Here is a 19,830-nt window from a genome sequence, read left to right on the forward strand (position 1 = left end):
GATGGGTACCTCCGCCCTGGAGTTCGAGAAGCCGCTGGCCGAACTCGAGAAGCAGATCGAGGAAGTCCGCAAGGTCGCCGAAGAGCAGAAGCTCGACGTCTCGCAGCAGCTCGCGCCGCTTCAAGAGAAGCTCGGCGTGATGCGGCGTGAGGTCTATCGCAACCTGTCGCCGCTGCAGCGGGTGCAGGTGGCGCGTTCGGCGCGCCGCCCGTTCACGCTGGACTACCTGCGACTGGCGTTCAGCGACTTCATCGAGCTGCACGGCGACCGCGCCTTCCGCGACGACCCGAGCATCGTGGGCGGCTGGGCCCGTCTCGACGGCGAGACCGTGATGGTCATCGGCCACCAGCGCGGCCGCGACACCAAGGAGAACCTGCATCGCAACTTCGGGATGCCCCACCCCGAGGGTTATCGCAAGGCGCTGCGCCTGATGAAGCTGGCGGCCAAGTTTCACGTGCCGATCATCACGATGATCGACACGCCCGGCGCCTGGGCCGGACTCGGCGCCGAGGAGCGCGGGCAGAGCGAGGCCATCGCCCGCAACCTCTTCGAGATGAGCACGCTGGAAGTGCCGCTGGTGGCCATCGTCATCGGCGAAGGCGGCTCGGGCGGCGCGTTGGCGCTCGGCGTCGCCGACAAGATCCTGATGCTCGAGAACTCGGTGTACTCCGTAATCACCGTCGAGGGCTGCGCGGCCATCCTGTGGAAGGACGGCAAGAGCGTCGAGATGCGCGAGAAGGCGGCGCAGTCGCTCAAGATCACGGCGCCCGACCTGCTCGACCTCAAGATCATCGACGAGATCGTGCCCGAGCCGGCGGGCGGCGCGCACGCGGACCACGCCGCGACCGCCAAGGCCGTGCACGACGCGCTGGTGCGCAACCTCGATGAGCTGCGCGGACTCAAGCCGGATAAGCTCGTACGCCGTCGCCGCGAGAAGTACCTCAAGATGGGCGCCTTCACCGAGTGACCGCCGCCGCTGTCGCGACCCACGTGGTCGAGGTGGAGTTCAAGGGGAACCGGCGCGCCTTCTACCAGTGGGGCGGCGAATCCCCGCCACCGTCCAAGACCGCGGTCATCGTCGCCGTCGAACGCGGCGAGGACCTCGGCCGCGTCTATAGCACCGGCGAACTCGCCGAGAAGCGCAAGGCCGGCACCACGCACGGCAAGGCCTCCCCCAAGGAGCTGCCGAAGCTGGTGCGCATCGCCAAGCCGGAGGAAGTCGACCGCGCCGTGCGCCTGCGCGCCGACGAGCACGCCGTGCGCAAGGCCGCCATCGAGTTCGCCCGCGAGCTCAAGCTCGACCTCAAAGTCAGCGACACCGAATGGCAGTGGGACCGCCGCAAGCTCACCTGCTACTTCACGGCCGAGGATCGCGTGGATTTCCGAGAACTCGTGCGCCGGCTCGAGCGTCGCTTCTCCACCCGCGTGCATATGTGGCACATCGGCGTGCGCGACGAGGCCAAGCGCCTCGACGGCATCGGCCGCTGCGGCCGCCAGTTCTGCTCGGCCTCCTGGCTACCCGAGCTACGCCCGGTGAAGTCCAGTTCCGCCAAGGACCAGCGGCTCTCGACGCTCAATCCCTCGCAGATCTCCGGCACCTGCGGCCGCCTGATGTGCTGCCTGCGGCACGAGCACGAGTTCTACGTCGCCGCGCGCCGACGCTTCCCGAAGGAAGGCAAGATTATCACGACGGCCGTCGGCGAGGAAAAGATCGTCAGCAACGACATCTTCCGCGATCTCGTCACGCTGCGCACGGCCGAAGGCGAGCACCGCACGATCCCGCTGGCGCAACTGCGCAAGGAAACCGCGCCCGGCGTGGTGCCTGGCGAGGAGGAGGCTGCCGCCGCGTCCGGAACCCTCATCGCCCTGCAGCGCGCCGAGGCTCGGGACGACGACGAGACCACAGTCGGCGCCGAGGTCGGTGCAGTCGACGGCGAGAGCGAAGGCGACATCGACGGCGAACCCGACGCGTCCGAAGCGACAGTGGACACCGACGACGCGCCGAGCGCATCGAGCCCGGCCACGCCAAGTGCCGCCGAGAAATCCAACGCCCCGGGCGACGACGCCGAACGCAAGCGTCGCCGCCGTCGCGGGCGCCGCGGTGGCCGACGCGGGCGCGGCGGACCGGCCGCTCCCCCCAGCACCGACGCCTGACCGTGGCTCGCTTCTACCTCACCTGCGCCATCGACTACGCCAACGGCGAGCCGCACCTCGGCCACGCCCTCGAGAAGATCGGCGCTGACGCCATCTGCCGCTTCCATCGCCAGATGGGCCACGAAGTCTGGTTCCTCATCGGAATGGATGAGCACGGCCAGAAGGTCGCGCAGACGGCAGAGAAGGCCGGCCTCGCGCCGAAGGCCTTCGTGGACGGCATCGCCGGGAAGTTCGCCGCGATGTGGCAGCGCCTCGCCATCTCGCACGACCAGTTTATGCGCACCTCGGCCGCCGAGCACCACGCCGCGGTGAAGGACCTGCTGGAGCGCATCTTCGCCAACAGCCCGGACGACTTCTACGAGCGCAGCTACACCGGGCTCTACTGCGTGGGCTGCGAGAGCTTCAAGCAGCCGGCAGACGTCGTGGAGGGCCGCTGCGCCTTGCACCCGACGCGCACGCTGGAAGAAGTCACCGAACGCAACTGGTTCTTCCGCCTCTCGCGCTACACCGAAGCGCTCAAGGCGCACTTCACCGCGCACCCCGAGTTCCTCCGGCCTGCGTCGCGCCGCAACGAGATCCTCGCGCTGCTCGCGGAAGGCCTCGACGACATCTCGGCCAGCCGTGCGCGCTTCGAGTGGGGCGTGCCCTTCCCCCGTCCGCTCAGCGACGGCGAGGTGCAGACCACCTACGTGTGGTTCGATGCCCTGCCCAACTACTGGACGGCGCAGTTCTTCCCGGAGTCCAAAGCCAGCTGGCCCGCCAGCGTCCACGTCATCGGCAAGGACATCACGCGCTTCCACACGGTCATCTGGCCGGCGATGCTGATGGCGGCGGGCCTCCCGCTGCCGGAGCGGGTCTGGGCGCACGGGTTCATCTCCTTGGGCGGGGAACGCTTCTCCAAGAGTGCGGGCGTCAAGCTCGAACTGTCCGAGGCGCTGGAGCGCTTCGGTACCGATGCCTTCCGCTACTACCTGCTGCGCGACGTGCCCTTCGACGGCGACGGCGCGTTCTCGTGGGAGCGCTTCGAGGCCGTGTACACCGCCGAGCTGGCGAACGGCCTCGGCAATCTTGCCAGCCGCACCATCGCGATGGTTGAGAAGTACTGCGAGGGCGTCGTGCCCAACGGGGCCTTCGGCCCTACCGACACCGAGGACCGCCGCGACCTCGCCGCCGCCCGCGCCGCCGTGGACGGCTCACGCGGCTACCTGCTGCACGAGGTGCTGGAGGCCATCTTCCGCACCATCACGCGGGCCAACTTGGCGATCCAGGAGGCCAAGCCCTGGGTGTTGGCCAAGGACCCCGCCAACCGGCTGGAGCTGGAGCGTGTGCTGGCCGCGCTGGTGCGCCAGCTGGCCCGCCAAGCGGTGTACCTCGCCCCGGTGATGCCGGGCAAGGCCGAGGAGCTCTGGGAGGCCCTGGGCGGCCCCGGAAGCGCAGCGGAGACGTCCTTTGAGCAGGCCGACCACTTGGACTGCACGGGCTGGCACGTCGCCAAGGGTGAAGGCCTCTTTCCCCGCCCAGAGCCCACGAAGCCCGCGGCGTAACTCGGACTTTCTTCGGGTGGATGGGACCACCCGCGTCCCCTAGATTACGCGGGATGCCGAGCCGCCGTCGCTGGACCGTCGTATTGGTCCCCCCGCGCAACGAAGCCGCCCGCACCTACGAGGTGCCGGCGTGGACCTTCCGTGCGCTCGGCTGGAGCGCCGCAGTCGGCGGGCTCTTGGTCGCCGGCGCGATCTTCGTGCTCTTCTCCCCTTGGGGCACGCCAGGCGCCCGCTTGGTGGCGGCGCAGAACGCGGCCCTGCAGGACGAGATTGCGATGGTCGAGGCCCGCTTCCGCATCCTCGATGACACGCTGCGCGTCATCGCCGAGCGCGAGATGCAGATGCGGATGCTGGCGGGACTCCCGGCCGAATCGCGGGCCCCGTCGATCGAGCCCGTGGACGGCGCCGAGGTCCAGGTGGTGGGACCGGCCGTCGCGAATCTCGCCGACGCCAGCGGGCTGACCGGCGGGCGTCGGCGCCCCTTCGCCGGCCGCCTCGGCTGGTCTGCGCGCCCGGACATCGATGGCTTGATCACCCGCGCCACCGCGCTGGCGAGCGGCTTCCGCGACGTCTCGGACACGCTGGAGGCCAACTACCGGCGCTTCGCCAACCTGCCGAGCATTATGCCGACGGCGGGCTGGCTCTCCAGCCAGTTCACGCGCAGCCGCTTCCACCCGATCCTACACGAGAACCGCCCGCACGAAGGCATCGACGTCACGGCCCCGACGGGGACGCCGATCGTCGCGCCGGCCGCCGGGAAAGTGGTACACGCCGGGGTGCAAGGCGGACTCGGCCTCGTCGTCGAGATTGACCACGGCAACGGCATCCGCACCAAGTTCGCGCACTGTTCGCGCGTGGCGGTGCGCACCGGCCAGCAGGTCACGCGCAACCAGCTGATTGCGGCCGTGGGATCCACCGGCCTGTCGACGGCGCCGCACCTGCACTACGAGATTCACGTGAACGGCAAGCCCGTGGATCCGCTCACCTACGTGCTGCCCGAGTCCGCTCCCTGAGGGCGTTGAACGCCGCGGCGCGTTAGGGGCGACGCGTCGGGGCCGGAGCTGGCGGCGTGGCGGGTGCCGCGGCCGGCGTCGCGCTCCCCGCGGCAGGGCGCTCCGGCTGCCGCATATTCGGCGGCAGTTGGCTCTGGTCGTAGCGATCGCCGCGCTGGCGCGTGAACACTGCCACTGCTCCGTCCATCGCACGGTTGCCATACATCACCTGCGACTGGGATGGCGACAGCACCGCGAAGAAGTACACGTCCGACGGCAGAATGTATGCGTCAGGGCCGAGGACCTGCCCGTCCACGACGTAGGTAACGCACTTGTTGGTACGCATACTGCGTACGCAGTCGCGGTGTGAACGCGGCATCACGAGGCTCGCCGCCCCGATGGAGCGCAGGAGCTCGTGGAAGTCGCGCGCGCGATTGCGGTGTTGCGCTACCATCTCCGGCTCGTAGACGCGCCAGCCGCGTCGCTGAGCCTCGGCCAAGCGGGCGGCGTTCAGTTCCGCCATCCCCGTAACCGTCACCGCGTCAGCCTCGAGCGCCACCTCCGCCATCTGGAACTGCAGGCTGACGGTGTCGGCCGAGACCCGGAGCAGCTCGGTGTCGGCGCTTCGGAACCCGAGCCGGCGCGCGTGGACGCTGAAGGGGCTGCGCTCCCGAAGGCGGATGACGAAGTAGCCGACTGCATTCGTGGTGGCCATCCCGAGGGGTCGGCCAATCGAGTCCCGGACCGTGACCTCAGCGCTGGGGATTGGCAACTCGGTGTCCATCGTCAGGACGGTCCCGCGGATGACCTGCGCCCGTGCTTCCGCCCAGGGCGCACCCACCAGCATCGCGCAGAGCACGGAAGCTTGCGCGAGGGCCCGAAACGCGGGCCGCAGGGTGGCTGGGGAAATGGTCATCCGGAGTGTATGCACCCTCACATTGCGGAACCTAGGCGTGAGGCGCAAGGCGCGGTGGGACGAAGCGTCAGCGGCCGCCGACCGGAAGGTCGACGGCCGCTGACAGTCTACTGGTCCAACAACTCGCTTATGGCGCGATCGTGCGTGCCGGCGAGCGGTCAATCGTGAAGAGAATCGACGCACGGGTCTGGGCGACCGCAGTCGAGTTGAACGAACCCGCCGTCTTGCGCGGGAACACCCACGCCGTCAGGACGGAACCGGTGATATTCGTGCCGCCAGCGGCCTCGAAGTCAGCCGTCTCGGCCAAGCCAGTCGGGGCGAGGACGCGTACGCCCCTCGTAACCAGTGAGCCCGCTGCGGTCAGACGTCCAGCCAACTGAGCTGACGGACGCGCCGTATACGGCAAGACCACGGTACCGGCGGATGCCGGAGCACCCGAGGCGATCAGCGTGCCGACCTGAGCCGGCAGGTAGATCATCGTGTCGCCGCCAGCCGCGGGCGGGCGGACGATGTTCGCATCCTTGGACGTGATGACGCGGTTAATGACGATCGAAGTATCAACCGTGATGGTCGTGTCCACGCTGGCGTTGCCCGGAGCGACCGTGTAGGTCGTGTCCGTGGTGATCGTCGTGTCCACCGAGGTGACAACGGTGTCCATCGCCTCCGTGCGCGTGCCCATATACAAATCGTACGAGATGCCGTACGCGAGGTTGTACACACGCAGCAGCGTGCCAGCCGCAGGCTGGGCCGGCGGCTCATCCTCGAAGATCCGGAGCTCCGCCGCCGGGAGTGAACCCGTCCGCGTAAAGCCGGTGTGGAGGATGGTGTAGTACTTGCCCGCCTCGAAGTTGAACGTCGTGTCCGCGAGGACCGTCGTGTTACCCGCGACCGGGAAGTTGTTCGTGTTCTGCTGGTACGTGAAGACCCGGAAGCGACGGTTACCCGCCTTCAAGCCCTGCCACCCGCCCTGGCCATACTCGCGGAAGGCCACGCCCACGAAGGTCTGCGGGGTGAACTCGATATCGTCGATCCAGCGGACCGTCGTTGAGAACGTGTCCGGGAGCGCGTTGATGTAGCGCACGATCGCCGTCGGCGGGACCTTCGCGATGAACGGGCCGGTATCCGGCTCCGAGCACGCGAGAGCGCCGACCGACAGCGCCGCGAGAAGAGAGATTCGAACAAATCGCATGAGTCTTAGACTCCGTGTGAAGTGCAGATCAAGGGAACGCTGGCCGTCGCGATACGTTGTTACGGCCGAAGCGCAGAGTTGTCACCGCAGTGCGGACCCGTACAGGGCTCCGTACCCGAATTCCCGAAAACATCGAGGCTCGTGTTCAGGATGGAGTAGGCCACGACGGCAACCGTCGCACCAGCCAAGAGCCAACTGCGCTGCTTGGACAACTCCCGGCCCTGGAATCCCAAGATGCCATCCTTGGGAATCGAGACCGATTCTCCCGACCACATCGCAGAGCCCCCGCGGACATACATCACCCGGCTCACCTTCAGCCGGACGGCTGCACTGTCCTCACCTGCGAGAACTCCTTCGACCGACTCGACGAACGGGCCCATCCCATCAGCCATCTGGAGCTGCCCCCGCTCATTCAAGATGACCTTTGCTTCAGCCGTCTGGGGCAACTCCGACTGCAGCGGGAGATACCTGTAGCACCCGGCTTGGAAGACGAGCCCAAGCAGGCACACTGCCCCGACGAACCGGCGCCCCATCGGGCGGCGCCGGCCGTCGAAAGCGAGAGGCTTACCTGTCCGCGCCATTCCCGAAGCGGTAGGTGCTGACACCGGCGAGCATCGAGCCGTCATAGAACGGCTTCTGCCGCGCCTGCATCTCCTGGTACGGGACCGGCCATTCCAGCGGCGTCCCTTCAATCATATCGTTCCAGCGGCGGTGGGCCCGGAACCACGCCATAAACCCGGTCCACGCCGTCTCCATACGGTACTCGTACTTCATCGCCTCGAACATATTGCCGCAGGCAGTCGAGGTGTAGTTCGGTCCCGTCGGCACGCGCGGCACGCAGTCGGTGCCACCCGGCACCGGATCAGTCCCGTTCGCCACCACACCGGCCAGTGCCGGCAGGCCGTGTGCTTCGCGGCTGATGTCAATCAGCGGCGCCGCCGACACGTAGTCACCGAGCATCATATAGGCCTCGGCGGCGTACAGGGCGGGCTCCGAGCGGTCCATCTCGACCAAGGCGCCCGTGTTCACGTTCTCACGGATGAAGCCCCAGCGGCGGTGGTCGTACATCGACTGGCCCCAGCCGTCCGCCGGCGGATCTTCACCGGTCGGGCGGTTGCGCATATACCGGCCGGCCGGCAACAGCGTACCGGTAATCTGCGGCGCCTCAGCCTGCTGCGCCGCGCGCGTGGCACCCTGCGGCCAACGTGTATCCGGAGTCTCGACGAGGAACTGCGCACGCGTCGGCCGCGGCGCCGCCAGCCAGGCGTCGTAGCGACCCGACACGTCCGCCATCCCGTAGTAGTACATCGGGGCCCAAGCCCAGGTGCTGGCCACGTACGACTGGACCGTGTGATACCCGCCGGTCCAGCCGGTGGTGCCACCGACGTTCTGGATGAAGTCGGCCGTGAGACCGGCAAGGCCGTCATCACGCTGCGCGGTCCAGTTGATTGCCGCCGCCTCGGTGGCATTGCGGACCGCGCCGACGCGGACGCGCGCCCGCACCGAGCGGACCAGCTTGGTGAACTCGGCGCTGCTCCAGCCCGGGCTCGAGAGCCAGGTGTCAGGCAACGTGAATCCGCCTGACGCCGCGATTGCCGCGAGCGCCGAGTCCATCATCGCGACGGCCGCCACGTTCACGTCCGCATATCCGGAGAGCCCCGGAATCTCGGCCGATGGCGTCGCCGGGGTCACGATCGCAGCCGAGTCATACGCCGCCGCGAGATTGCCCAGAACCTGACCGAGAACGAAGTACCCGAACGCCCGGGCGCGCTGCGTGCGGGACACCGACCCGAGACCGACGCCCGGCGGCGTCGCCAGACGCTCCACGGCCGCGATGGCGTTGGACGCCGTGCGCGAGAGCACCGAGAAGTTCTGGAACTGCGCCCGATTGCCGACCTGGATGTCGTTACCCAGGGAGTTGGAAATGGGCGCCCTCGGAATCGCCGAGCGAGGCGCACCACCGAAGTTGTTCACCGAGGTCATCGACTCTCCGGAGAGAACCTTGCTCTGGGTGTTCACGCCTTCGTTGCCGCGCTGCCCGTTGAGGTTGTACAGACCGGCACCGAGGCCGGCGATGACGCCTTCGACGCCATCGACCGTGGCGTAGGCACGCGCCACGTCCGGATTGTTGTTGTTCTTCACGTTCAGCAGTTCACCGCAGGCGCTCAAGGCCATCACGCCGACGGCACCGCCGAGCAGGAAAGTCTTACGCATTGTATTCCTCTAGGTGGGGTTCGTGGGGCCGGGGACTTCCCGGCCCCACGCGCCGTCAGAAGCTGGTGCTGATCTGGATGGACAGCGTCCGGAAGTTCGGGAAGCCGAACGCGTCAACCGCATTCAGCACGCCCGAGCCCAGCGCACCACCGCCAACGCCCACTTCCGGGTCGAAGCCCGTGTAGTCGCTGAAGGTGATCAGGTTGCGGCCCACGAGCGACACGTTCCAGTCGCCGACACCGGCCAGGCGGCCGATGCGGTAACCGAGCGAGAGCTCGCGGAGCTTCACGAAGCTGGCGTCCTCAACCGTCAGGTTGTTCGGGCCGAGCACGTCATACAGACCGCCGATGCCCGTCGAACCACCCGCCAAGTTAGCGCGGAAGAAGTAGCCGATCGGCTTCGCCGTCGAAATCGTCCGGCCACCCTGGTCGTTGGTGCGGTGCATAAAGTCACCCGTCGACCACTGGCGTGCCTCGTTCCACACCGACTTGCCCACCGTCGCGTCGAACAGCAGGAAGGCCGAGAAGCGCTTGTAGCTCAGGTTCTGCGAGAACGACCAGCGGAAGTCCGGCAGCGCGCTGCCGAGCACGTTGAGCGGCACACCCGTGTTGTCACGGACCAGGATCGGCAGGCCCCAGCTCTGGTCGGCCAGGCCGTACGGATGATCCGCCGTCGGAATCGACGTGAACCACAGGTTCTTCGTGATGCCCTCGCCGAGCGTGTTGCCGTTGCCGACGTAGACGACGAAGCCCATATCGTTGACCTGGTACTCACGGCCCGGGCCGCAACGCGTCTGGAAGGTCGCCGGCATCATACGGCAGTTGCGCATAAACTCGCGGCCGTAAATCTCGCCGAGTCCACCGCCCTCGACGATCTTGAACATCGTACCCGTGCCCTGCTCGTTTGCGGCACTCACGAAGTACTCGGGGACGTTGAGCTTGGTGATCGTCGAGGTGGTGCGGTCATAGATCACGCGCGCCGACCACGAGAGATCGCGGGTCTGCACCAGCGGCATATTGAGCGAGGCTTCGAAGGTCTTGTTCTGCAACTCGCCCGCGTTCAGCCACTGCGTACCGAAACCAGCGGCCGCCGGCGGCGGCACCGGGAGGATCTGGTCCCGGATGGTGTTGGTCGACTGCGTGATTGTCAGGCCGTACTTGCTGAAGAGCTCCAGATCGAAGCCGATCTCCAGCTCCGTCGAGACCTCAGGGCGCAGGTTGCGGTTACCCAGTTGGTTCGGGTTCAGCACGCCACCGGCGCCGATCGTGAACACTTCGTACTGCGCCTGGAAGTTCGGACGGTTACCCGCCTGGCCCAACGAGGCGCGGAACTTCAGGTCCGAAATCTGGTCGAGGTTGAACCAAGACTCTTCCGACGCACGCCACGCGAACGAGCCGCGGCCGTAGGTCTGCCAGCGGTTGGCGGCACCGAAGAGCGAGGCGCCGTCACGACGCACGAGCGCGCTGGCGATGTAGCGGCCCTGGTAGTCCACGTCCAGGTTCGCGAACATACCGATCTGGCGCACGTCTTCGGAGTTGCCGCCGTAAGTGAAGTTCTGGATCGTCGCGTCCGGGTCATACAGGTCCGGCACCACGATGTTGTCGCCGCCCGTGTTGAAGCCGCGCGCGCTCTGGGCCTCGAACAGGTAGCGCAGCGAGAGACGCGTCGAGAGGGCGTCCTGGAGGAAGCTGCGACGGCCGGTCAGGTCGAGCGACGAGTTGATGGAATACGACGTGTTCGTCGAGCGCCGGCTGAGCCCCAAGTTGACGTTCGACGGGCCGGTCGTGCGGTACCCGCGATCTTGCTGCGAGAACTGGTGGTTGGTCCGGCCGTCATAGCCGAAGTTGGCCTCGGCGTCCATCCACGAGAGCGGCTGCCAGCGCGAGGTGACCTGCCCGATGAAGCGGCCAATCTCGTTGTACGGCTGGAAGTTCTCCGAGTCATACGCCGGGTTCTGGTTCTGCCCGCCCTGGTTTACGACCACCGAGCGGATGAAGAGTCGGCCGCGCGAATCACGGCGCAGCAGGTCGACGTTCGCCGGCTGACGGGTCACACGGAACCAGCTGCCGGCAGTGTTGTAGTCCGTCGCGTCGGAATAGTTGGTGCGAACGCCGAAGCTGAAGGCGTTGGCCATCGTCTGGTCGACGTTCAGGCGCACCGAGTTGCGGGTGTAACCCCGCATATACTGCACGGCGCCTTCCTGGAAGAACTGGTTGCCCGAGGCGAAGAAGTTCGTGCGGCCCACGCGGCCCGTCGCATCCGCCGTCAGGTTGTAGTTCTGGCCGTTCGTCAGGAACTCACGCACCGGGTTGTACGAACGCGGGAACGGCGAAGTCTGGAAGAGACCGCGCGCACGCGCCTGGTTGATCACGATGCCGATGCCGTTGTCGTTCAGGATCTGCTGGGGCGGGAGCGCGAAGTCGTCGCCCTGGTCGTTGATGCGGTACGCCTCGGCCTCGAGGTCCACCGTCCGCGCGCAATCGCCCTGGCCCGTCTGGACCGTGCAGAAGCGCTGGAAGGTGGGATCCATCGTCATATAGTGCGTCTTCGGATACTGGTACTCGTTCTCCATATTCGACGCGCCATACTCGACCTGCGTCCGGAAGCGCACGCCTTCACCGGCGTTGCGGCCCGAGCGGGTCGTGATCTGGATGACGCCGTTACCAGCGCGCGACCCGTACAGCGAGGACGCGGCCGCACCCTTCACGACCTCGACGCTCTCGATGTCCTGCGGGTTGATGTCCTGCATACCACCCTGCGAGACCACGCCGTCGATGATGTACAGCGGGTCCTGACCGCGGTCCTGCCCGTTAATCGACTGGGGGCCACGCAGAATGACGGCCGGCGCGGCACCCGGGCGGCCCGATGACGACACGATGTTCGCGCCCGGCACCTTGCCCTGGATCTGCGACAGCGGGTTGGAACCCGGCACCGGCATATCCTCCGCCGAGACCTGCGCCACCGTGAACGGCAGCTTCTTGATCTCCGTGCCCGCCGTCACGCCGGTCACGACGACCGAGCTGAGGCGGTTCACGTCCTGACGGAGCGAGAAGTCGTGCGACTGGGACCCGCCCTCGAGCGTGATCGTCTTCTGCTCGGGTACATACCCGAAGGACCGGACCCGAAGCAGAACCTGCTGGCCGCGAACGCGGGCACCAGGAATCGCCATCGTGTACCGGCCCTCTTCGTTCGTGCCGACCGAGATCGCAAGCGCCTCGATCGTCACGTTGGCACCGAAGAGCGGCTGTCCGCCCTCAGCAGTCACACGGCCAGTGATCGTCGCGGCTTGCTGCGCCGACGCGACCTGGGCAGTGGACACTGAGAGGAGCAGCGCGAGGATGGAGGCGCCGAGCCTCCGCATCCCGTTCCGTCCCAGCATGAGCATACCTCGTGAAGGGGTTTCACTACGCTTGCGGCACCAGCGGGGCCAGCGCCGCCGAACCAACATCGCGTCCTGCCCTAGGGCAGAAGCAGGTACAACAGACCACAGGGAACAAAGGAACTCGCCCCCTGAGAGGGGGTAGACCGACCGCTTAGGGTAACGCGGGTGTCACAGGTGGCGCAAGTCACAATCTCCAACCCCGCAACACTGCCCTCCAAAGAGAGGCCGAAGCTCTCCGCGTCGCCTCCTGCGGCGATGCCCTCCCTTACCCGGCTCCCGCTGGCCCCGTCACAAACCCGTTTCAGGTCGCTCCAAGGACCCGCGGGGACTATCCTTATAGTATGCGCGCTTCCCATTGCCTCCCGGCGCTCGCCGCCCTCACCCTCGCCGGCTGCGATGCGGCCTCTGCCTCCACCGACGATCTCCCCTCGGCCGCAGCCGTCGCAGCCGATACCGCGCGTGACAATCGCCTGACCCGCGCCGACCTCGGCCGCATCGCCGGTCAGGAGTCCGCCCCCGTCTGGCTCGTGGTCATTTCCGACTTCCAGTGCCCGTTCTGCAAGCGCTGGCACGAGGAGACCGGACCCCGCATCGAGCGGGAGTTTGTACGCAGCGGCAAGGTGCGCATCGCCTATCTCAACCTGCCGATTTCCACGCACCGCAACGCCCCGCCGGCGCACGAGGCCGCGATGTGCGCCGCCGAGCAGGGCCGCTTCTGGCCCGTGGCCGACGCGATCTTCGCGACCCAAGACGCGTGGAAGTCGCGCCGCGACGCGGTGCTGTACTTCGACTCGCTCTCCGTCCCCCTCGTCGACGACGCGGCGCGCTTCCGACGCTGCATCGTGGAGGGTGGCACGCGCGCGCTCATCGACGCCGACGTCCAACGCGTGACGCGGCTCGGCGTGGGCTCCACGCCGACCTTTCTCGTCGGCCCGCAGGTGATCGTCGGCGCCCAACCCTACGAAGTCTTCCGCGACGTGCTGAACGCCGCAGTCGCGGCAGCCGCCCAGCGCTAGTTCCGGACCGCGCCGTGCATCCCCTGCTTGCCTGGCCATATCGGATGGGGATGCACGCGGCCTCGTGGCTCGCCTATGCCCCGCTGCCGGGCGACTCGAAGTTCCTCCGCTCGTTGCGCGCCCGGCGCGACGCCACCGCGCCGTTCCTCGCCTGGGCGGCGAAGCATCGCGATCCGGCGCGCCCGCTGCTCTGGATGCACGCACCGTCAGTCGGCGAGGGGCTGCAAGCCAAGCCGGTCTTGCAGCTTCTGCGGGAGCGCCATCCGCAACTCCAAGTCGTCTACACGCACTTCTCTCCCAGCGCCGAGCGCTTCGCCGCCGGCGTCGGGGCCGACCTCACGGCGTACCTGCCCTTCGACACGCCCGGCAACGCGGCGGCACTCTGTGAGGCCCTGCGTCCGACGGCGCTGGTGTACGCCAAGCTGGACCTCTGGCCGGTGCTCACTGCCGGTGCCCGCGCGCTCGGCATCCGTCTCGGAATGATCTCGGCCACGCTCGCCGAGCGCTCCGGACGGCGCGGCCCGATGGCGCGGGCGTTGCTGCGCGACGCCTACGCGGCGCTCGATGCGGTGGGTGCCATCGACGACGAAGACGCGACTCGGCTCACGCAACTCGGCGTACCGGCCTCACGCATCGTCGTCACTGGCGACACGCGCTACGACCAGGTGGCCGCGCGCGCCGCGGCACGGGCTCAGGACTCGGGATCGCTGGGCCAGCTCCGCTCGACGCGCCCGACCCTCGTGGCCGGATCGACCTGGCCGGCTGATGAACGGGTGCTGCTGGCAGCGTGGCGCGCGTTGCGCGTGGCCGTGCCCGAGGCGCGCGTGATCATCGCGCCGCACGAGCCGACCGCTGCGCACTGTGCGCCAATCGAGCAGTGGGCCGCGGCGTCCGGCCTGCGGCTCGCGCGTGTGGACGCCGCCACCGGCGACGACGACGTGGTGCTGGTCGATCGCGTCGGGATCCTGGGTGACCTCTATGCGCTGGCCGACGCGGCGTTTGTCGGCGGCGGATTCCACGCCGCCGGCCTGCATTCGGTACTCGAACCCGCAGCCTTCGGGTGCCCGGTCGTGTTCGGGCCGCGCTACCACGGGAGCCGCGACGCGCGGCTGCTCTACGAAAGCCGCGGCGGCGAGCCGGCGCGGGGCGTGCCGGAATTGCTACGCGCGCTGCGCATCCTCCTGACCGAGGAGGACACGCGCGCGCGCGCCGGTGATGCTGCGTTGTCCGTCGTGCGCCAGGGGCTCGGCGCCGCCGAGCGCTCCGTGGCGTTGGTGGAGCGCCTGCTCGGCGTCTAGCGCCGCAGGCCCTGCGGGGTCCAGACGAAGCCGATGCCCACGGCGTCGGCGTTGCCGAGCGTGGCCACAAGACGGATCTGCATCCGGTTGTTCAGTTCGAACGATCCACCGATGTCGATGTCGAGGTTGACGTCGGTATCGCTCGCGCCGCCGGCCGAGACGCGGTCCAAGGCGAGGCGCGGATGGACGAAGGGCGTGATCGCAAAGTCACCTTCGAGCGGGAATCGATGGCCGATGGCCACGCCGACGGGAATCCGGAAAATGCTGTAGCCGTCGCCGCTGGTCACGCCGATGCCGGCGCCGAAGACCATATCGAAGGGAAGCTCGGCGCTGGCACGGTTGAGCTGGTAGTGCAGCGAGCCGCCGATGATGAAGGCGCCGTCGTTGTTCACGGGGCCGTCCCCGTCGGCGAAACCCAGTTCGCCGGTAAACTGCAGCTTCGGGTTGCCCAGCCCTTCGCGCCATTGCATCACCAAGGCTGTACCGCCGTCGTAGTCGGCGATGGCGAAGTTATACTCGCGCTCGGCGACGCGCGTGGGCTGGAAGGCGGGCGTGAAGCCGGCCTGCGCGGCGAGAGCCGCCGGGGCGAGGAACAGGGCGAGAGCGAGCGTGAGCTTGCGCATCGGTGTCATCAGGTTGTGCGGGTGAAAGGTCGCGGCGCCGCGGCGCCGGCGGTCGTGCATTAGACGCATAACCCTCAGCGAGGGTTTCGTTCCATCCCATCGACTGCAGCGATCCCGCGGCGCGCCACTTCACGAAGGGCCCGCGACTCCGGTGCACGGCGCCGCGGGCCCATCTGCGTCGCTCGCTCGCGCGAGGGCGTCAGCGCTTGGTGGCCTTCTCCGTCACGATGCGCACGACGTCGTCCACGACCTGGAGGAACCCGCCCTCCACCTCGAAGCGCGCGCCGTCTCCGATGCGCAGCTCGCCGCGGCCGAGGGTGGTCACCATCGGCGCGTGGCCCGGGAGGATGCCCACTTCGCCGTCGAAGGCCGGCGCCACGAGCTGCGGCGCCTTGCCCTCGAAGAGCGTGGCCTCGGGACTGATGACCGAGATCGTCAGCATCAGGCCTGCATCGCCTTGGCGTTCTCGACGACGTCGTCGATGCCGCCGGCCATATAGAACGCCTGCTCCGGCAGGTGGTCGAACTCGCCGGACACCAGGCGCTCGAACGAGCTGATGGTCTCCTCGAGCTTGACGAACTTGCCCGGGCGGCCGGTAAACTGCTCGGCCACCGCGAAGGGCTGCGACATAAAGCGCTGGATGCGGCGGGCGCGTCCGACGATCTTCTTGTCGTCTTCGCTGAGCTCGTCCATCCCGAGGATGGCGATGATGTCCTGGAGTTCCTTGTAGCGCTGCAGGATGCGCTGCACGGCGTTGGCCGCCTTGTAGTGGCGCTCGCCGACGAACTGCGGATCGAGGATGCGCGAGCCCGAGGCCAGCGGGTCCACGGCGGGGTAGATGCCGAGTTCCGTGATGGCGCGCGAAAGCACGACCGTGGCGTCGAGGTGGGCGAAGGCCGTGGCCGGCGCCGGGTCGGTGATGTCGTCGGCGGGGACGTAGATGGCCTGCACCGAGGTGATCGAGCCATCGCGCGTGGAGGTGATGCGCTCCTGCAGCTCGCCCATCTCGGTGGCCAGCGTCGGCTGGTAACCCACGGCGCTCGGCATACGGCCGAGCAGCGCCGACACTTCGGAGCCGGCCTGCGTGAAGCGGAAGATGTTGTCGATGAAGACGAGCACGTCCGCCTTTTCCTTGTCGCGGAAGTACTCGGCGACCGTCAGGCCGGCGAGGCCGACGCGCAGACGCGCACCCGGCGGCTCGTTCATCTGGCCGTAGATCAGCGCGACCTTGTCCAGGATGTTCGCTTCCTTGAACTCCAGGTAGAGGTCGTTGCCTTCACGCGTGCGCTCACCGACGCCGCAGAACACGGACTTGCCGCCGTGCGCCTTGGCGACGTTGTTGATGAGCTCCTGGATGACGACCGTCTTGCCGACGCCGGCACCGCCGAAGAGCCCGATCTTCCCGCCCTTCACGAACGGGGCGATGAGGTCGATGACCTTGATGCCCGTCTCGAAGATCTCGGTCTTGGGCTCGAGGTTCACGAAGTCGGGGCGCTTGCGGTGGATCGGCCAGCGCTCGACCGCCGCCGGGATGTCGGCTCCCATATCGACGGGCTCGCCGAGCACGTTGAGGATGCGGCCAAGCGCGGCCTCGCCGACCGGCACGGCGATCGAGGCGCCGGTGTCGCGCGCCGGCATCCCACGCGTGATGCCGTCGGTGGAGCTCATCGCGACGGCGCGGACCTGGTTGCGGCCGATGTGCTGCTGCACCTCGGCGACGACGCGCACGTCTTGGCCGGCGTCGGTGGTCGCCTTGATCTCGATGGCGTTATAGAGCTCGGGGAGCTGTTCGCTCTCGAACTCGACGTCGATGACGGGTCCGATGACCTGGACGATCTTTCCCACGGTGGGGGCGGCGGTAGCGGTAGTCATTGGGTTCAGCCCTGGAGCGCAGCGGCACCGCCGACGATCTCGGCGATCTCCTGCGTGATCTGCGCCTGGCGGGCGCGGTTGTAGGTGCGGCGGAGCAGCGTGAGCATCTCGCCGGCGTTGTCGGTGGCGTTCTTCATCGCCGTGCGGCGGGCGGCCTGCTCGGCCGCCGCGGTCTCGACGAGCGCACGGTACACGGCATTGCGCACGTACGAGGGGAGCAACTCGGTGAGGATCTCCTCGGCCGAGGGGTACAGCAGGTAGTCCTTCTGGGCGCCCGTCGAGGCCGGCGGCTGCACGGGCAGGACGCGATCGGCGGTCGGGGGCGTGGAGAGGACGGAGTTGAAGCGCGAGCCGACGACATAGACGGCATCGAGCTCACCGGCCACGAAGCGCGCCATCAGGCCATCCACCAGCGAGGCGGCGTCGGCCGCGGTCGGGCGGTCGGTGATGTCGGTGCGCTGCACGGCCACTTCGCGGCCGATGTAGCGGAAGTAGCCGAGGCCCTTCTTGCCGACGACGTGCAGCTCGACGGCAATGCCCTGCGCCTCGAGCTTCGCCAAGGTCGCGCGGGCTTCCTTGATGAGGTTCGCGTTGAACGCGCCGGCCAGCCCGCGATTGCTCGTGAGCAGGATGAGCGCGGCGCGCTGCACGCGGTCCGGCTGCCGCAGGAGCGGGAAGCGCTCCGCCAGCTCCGGCGAGTACAGCGACGCGATGACGTCCCCGAGCGCGCGCGCGTACGGCTTCGCCGCGCCGACGCGGTCGACGGCGCGCTTCATCTTGGACGTGGCCACCATCTCCATCGTGCGCGTGATCTTGCGCGTGTTCTCGACGGACTTGATGCGACCTTTGAGTTCTCTGCCTTTGGCCATTATCGGTCGGTGAAGAGACGGATGACGGATGACGGATGCGATGAGCCCGTCAGCGTCCGTCCTCCGTCATCCGTCATTATCGCGATGCCTTGTACTGCTCGATGCCGCGCTTGAGCTCCGCCTCGGTCTCCTTGGAGATCGCCTTGTCCTTGCGGATGGCGTCGCCGACCTGCGGGAACTGCGACTTCATATACGCGTGGAAGCCGGCTTCCCAGTCGCGGACCTTGGCCACGTCGACGTCGTCGATGTAGCCGTTGGTCACGGCGTAGATGATCATCGCCTGGGACTCGAAGGGCATCGGCTGGTACTGGCCCTGCTTGAGCACTTCGACCGTGCGCGCGCCGCGCTCGAGCTGCTTCTTGGTGGCGGCGTCGAGGTCGGAGGCGAAGGCCGAGAAGGCTTCGAGTTCACGGTACTGGGCCAGGTCGAGGCGCAGGCGGCCGGCGACGGACTTCACGGCCTTGGTCTGCGCCGCGCCACCGACGCGCGACACCGAGATGCCGACGTTGATCGCGGGGCGCACGCCCGCGAAGAACAGGTCGGACTCAAGGAAGATCTGGCCGTCGGTGATCGAGATGACGTTCGTCGGGATGTAGGCCGACACGTCGCCGGCCTGGGTCTCGATGATCGGCAGCGCGGTCAGCGAGCCGCCCGCGGCGAAGATCGTCTTGTTGTCGATGATCTTGGGGTCGGCCGAGAGCTTGGCGGCGCGCTCGAGCAGGCGGCTGTGGAGGTAGAACACGTCGCCCGGGAAGGCTTCGCGGCCCGGCGGGCGGCGGAGCACCAGCGAGAGCTGGCGGTAGGCGGCGGCCTGCTTGGTGAGGTCGTCATAGACCGCGAGCGTGGCCTTCCCCTCGTGGTACATAAAGTATTCGGCCATCGCCACGCCCGAGTACGGCGCGATGTACTGCATCGGAGCCGGGTCGGAGGCGGAGGCGACGACGACGATGCTGTACTCCATCGCGCCGGCTTCCTTCAGCCGCTCCACGACGCTCGCCACGGTCGAGGCCTTCTGGCCGATCGCGACGTACACGCAGATGACGCCGGTGCCCTTCTGGTTGATGATCGTATCGATCGCGATCGCCGTCTTGCCCGTGCCGCGGTCACCGATGATGAGCTCGCGCTGGCCGCGGCCGATCGGGATCATCGCGTCGATGGCCTTGAGGCCGGTCTGGAGCGGCTCGCCCACCGGCTGGCGGACGATGATGCCGGGGGCCTCGGACTCCACCTTGCGCGACATCGTGGTGGCGATCGGACCCTGGCCGTCGATCGGACGACCGAGCGCATCGACGACGCGGCCGATCATCGCCGGCCCGACCGGCACCTCGAGCACGCGGGCAGTGCGACGGACCTCGTCGCCTTCCTTGAGCTTGAGGTAGTCGCCGAGCACGACGGCGCCGATGTTGTCCTCTTCGAGGTTCAGCGCGAGCGCCGTGATGGTCTCGGCGGTCTCGGAGGACTTGATCTCGAGCATCTCGCCGGCCATCGCCTTCTGAAGGCCGTAGATGCGGGCGATGCCGTCCTTTACCTCGAGGACGGAACCGACTTCTTCGACATCGAGGGTGTTGAGGTCAGCGGCCACGATCTCGCGAAGGAGGATGTCCTTGATCTCGCCCGGGCGCAGCGCCGTCTGGGAAGCCATATCGATAGCGGAAAAGAGCGTGGAAGAAGCAGCGATGTGGAGGTCGCGCGCGCGCGATCAGTTTCGTGATGCGGCGCGTGTTCTGGTACAGCTTGTGAAAATAATCACAATCTGGGGTG

At 67.7% G+C, this 19,830-nt stretch carries 15 protein-coding genes; 6 read left to right on the forward strand and 9 right to left on the reverse strand.

Annotation, left to right across the window (positions count from 1 at the left end; all coding sequences use genetic code 11):
- Window position 1: 1 nt before the first annotated feature.
- Genes KF689_10835 through KF689_10850 form a run of 4 tightly spaced genes read left to right on the forward strand, consistent with a single transcriptional unit; the run spans window position 2 to window position 4,711 of the window.
- The gene (locus KF689_10835) at window positions 2-967 is read left to right on the forward strand and encodes an acetyl-CoA carboxylase carboxyltransferase subunit alpha (protein ID MBX3133866.1); all 966 of its coding nucleotides are present in this window, start codon (window positions 2-4) and stop codon (window positions 965-967) included.
- A complete protein-coding gene (locus KF689_10840; GenBank protein MBX3133867.1) occupies window positions 964-2,154 on the forward strand; it encodes a hypothetical protein in 1,191 nt (396 codons plus the stop codon). Before KF689_10835 ends, KF689_10840 begins: the two co-directional genes overlap by 4 nt.
- 2 nt (window positions 2,155-2,156) lie before the next feature.
- Window positions 2,157-3,698: a methionine--tRNA ligase gene (gene metG / locus KF689_10845; protein MBX3133868.1), complete on the forward strand. Its 1,542-nt coding sequence runs from the start codon at window positions 2,157-2,159 to the stop codon at window positions 3,696-3,698.
- A 53-nt stretch (window positions 3,699-3,751) separates the two neighbouring features.
- Window positions 3,752-4,711, forward strand: coding sequence for a M23 family metallopeptidase (locus KF689_10850; protein ID MBX3133869.1), 960 nt, complete (start codon window positions 3,752-3,754; stop codon window positions 4,709-4,711).
- A 22-nt stretch (window positions 4,712-4,733) separates the two neighbouring features.
- Here KF689_10850 and KF689_10855 read toward each other — a convergent pair whose 3' ends face one another.
- The 4 genes from KF689_10855 to KF689_10870 all read right to left on the reverse strand — a co-directional run bounded on the left by KF689_10855 (window position 4,734) and on the right by KF689_10870 (window position 12,394).
- Entirely contained in the window at window positions 4,734-5,606 is an 873-nt protein-coding gene (locus tag KF689_10855; protein MBX3133870.1) for a carboxypeptidase regulatory-like domain-containing protein, read from the reverse strand.
- Window positions 5,607-5,733: 127 nt separating this feature from the next.
- Window positions 5,734-6,795, reverse strand: coding sequence for a DUF4397 domain-containing protein (locus KF689_10860; GenBank protein MBX3133871.1), 1,062 nt, complete (start codon window positions 6,793-6,795; stop codon window positions 5,734-5,736).
- A gap of 564 nt (window positions 6,796-7,359) precedes the next feature.
- A complete protein-coding gene (locus KF689_10865) occupies window positions 7,360-9,009 on the reverse strand; it encodes a hypothetical protein (protein ID MBX3133872.1) in 1,650 nt (549 codons plus the stop codon).
- A gap of 55 nt (window positions 9,010-9,064) precedes the next feature.
- Window positions 9,065-12,394: a SusC/RagA family TonB-linked outer membrane protein gene (locus KF689_10870; protein ID MBX3133873.1), complete on the reverse strand. Its 3,330-nt coding sequence runs from the start codon at window positions 12,392-12,394 to the stop codon at window positions 9,065-9,067.
- Window positions 12,395-12,732: 338 nt separating this feature from the next.
- Between KF689_10870 and KF689_10875 the strand changes: the two genes are divergently transcribed.
- Window positions 12,733-13,407, forward strand: coding sequence for a thioredoxin domain-containing protein (locus KF689_10875; GenBank protein ID MBX3133874.1), 675 nt, complete (start codon window positions 12,733-12,735; stop codon window positions 13,405-13,407).
- 14 nt (window positions 13,408-13,421) lie between these two features.
- Entirely contained in the window at window positions 13,422-14,705 is a 1,284-nt protein-coding gene (locus KF689_10880; GenBank protein ID MBX3133875.1) for a hypothetical protein, read from the forward strand.
- On the opposite strand, the gene KF689_10885 is transcribed toward KF689_10880, so the two are convergent.
- From KF689_10885 to atpA, 5 genes are all read right to left on the reverse strand, one after another.
- The gene (locus tag KF689_10885; protein ID MBX3133876.1) at window positions 14,702-15,388 is read right to left on the reverse strand and encodes a hypothetical protein; all 687 of its coding nucleotides are present in this window, start codon (window positions 15,386-15,388) and stop codon (window positions 14,702-14,704) included. The two genes, KF689_10880 and KF689_10885, sit on opposite strands and share 4 nt — an antisense overlap.
- A 139-nt stretch (window positions 15,389-15,527) precedes the next feature.
- Window positions 15,528-15,770 carry a F0F1 ATP synthase subunit epsilon gene (locus KF689_10890; GenBank protein ID MBX3133877.1) on the reverse strand — a complete coding sequence of 81 codons (243 nt, stop codon included), beginning with the start codon at window positions 15,768-15,770 and terminating at the stop codon, window positions 15,528-15,530.
- Window positions 15,770-17,200, reverse strand: a complete 1,431-nt coding sequence (gene atpD / locus KF689_10895; protein MBX3133878.1) for a F0F1 ATP synthase subunit beta — start codon at window positions 17,198-17,200, stop codon at window positions 15,770-15,772. Before atpD ends, KF689_10890 begins: the two co-directional genes overlap by 1 nt.
- Window positions 17,201-17,205: 5 nt before the next feature.
- Window positions 17,206-18,069, reverse strand: a complete 864-nt coding sequence (gene atpG, locus KF689_10900) for an ATP synthase F1 subunit gamma (protein ID MBX3133879.1) — start codon at window positions 18,067-18,069, stop codon at window positions 17,206-17,208.
- Window positions 18,070-18,145: 76 nt separating this feature from the next.
- Window positions 18,146-19,711, reverse strand: coding sequence for a F0F1 ATP synthase subunit alpha (atpA, locus tag KF689_10905; GenBank protein ID MBX3133880.1), 1,566 nt, complete (start codon window positions 19,709-19,711; stop codon window positions 18,146-18,148).
- Window positions 19,712-19,830 lie beyond the last annotated feature (119 nt).

This window comes from Gemmatimonadaceae bacterium (assembly GCA_019637355.1).
In the GTDB taxonomy this organism is placed as follows: Bacteria; Gemmatimonadota; Gemmatimonadetes; order Gemmatimonadales; family Gemmatimonadaceae; genus Pseudogemmatithrix.

What these genes read in the sequence shown, in the direction of transcription:
- KF689_10835 (MBX3133866.1), top strand. Translation starts at nt 2, where the DNA reads ATGGGTACCTCCGCCCTGGAGTTCGAGAAGCCGCTGGCCGAACTCGAG.
- KF689_10850 (MBX3133869.1), top strand. Translation starts at nt 3,752, where the DNA reads ATGCCGAGCCGCCGTCGCTGGACCGTCGTATTGGTCCCCCCGCGCAAC.
- KF689_10855 (MBX3133870.1), bottom strand. Translation starts at nt 5,606, where the DNA reads ATGACCATTTCCCCAGCCACCCTGCGGCCCGCGTTTCGGGCCCTCGCG.
- KF689_10860 (MBX3133871.1), bottom strand. Translation starts at nt 6,795, where the DNA reads ATGCGATTTGTTCGAATCTCTCTTCTCGCGGCGCTGTCGGTCGGCGCT.
- KF689_10865 (MBX3133872.1), bottom strand. Translation starts at nt 9,009, where the DNA reads ATGCGTAAGACTTTCCTGCTCGGCGGTGCCGTCGGCGTGATGGCCTTG.
- KF689_10870 (MBX3133873.1), bottom strand. Translation starts at nt 12,394, where the DNA reads ATGCTCATGCTGGGACGGAACGGGATGCGGAGGCTCGGCGCCTCCATC.
- KF689_10875 (MBX3133874.1), top strand. Translation starts at nt 12,733, where the DNA reads ATGCGCGCTTCCCATTGCCTCCCGGCGCTCGCCGCCCTCACCCTCGCC.
- KF689_10885 (MBX3133876.1), bottom strand. Translation starts at nt 15,388, where the DNA reads ATGCACGACCGCCGGCGCCGCGGCGCCGCGACCTTTCACCCGCACAAC.
- KF689_10890 (MBX3133877.1), bottom strand. Translation starts at nt 15,770, where the DNA reads ATGCTGACGATCTCGGTCATCAGTCCCGAGGCCACGCTCTTCGAGGGC.
- atpD (MBX3133878.1), bottom strand. Translation starts at nt 17,200, where the DNA reads ATGACTACCGCTACCGCCGCCCCCACCGTGGGAAAGATCGTCCAGGTC.
- atpG (MBX3133879.1), bottom strand. Translation starts at nt 18,069, where the DNA reads ATGGCCAAAGGCAGAGAACTCAAAGGTCGCATCAAGTCCGTCGAGAAC.
- atpA (MBX3133880.1), bottom strand. Translation starts at nt 19,711, where the DNA reads ATGGCTTCCCAGACGGCGCTGCGCCCGGGCGAGATCAAGGACATCCTC.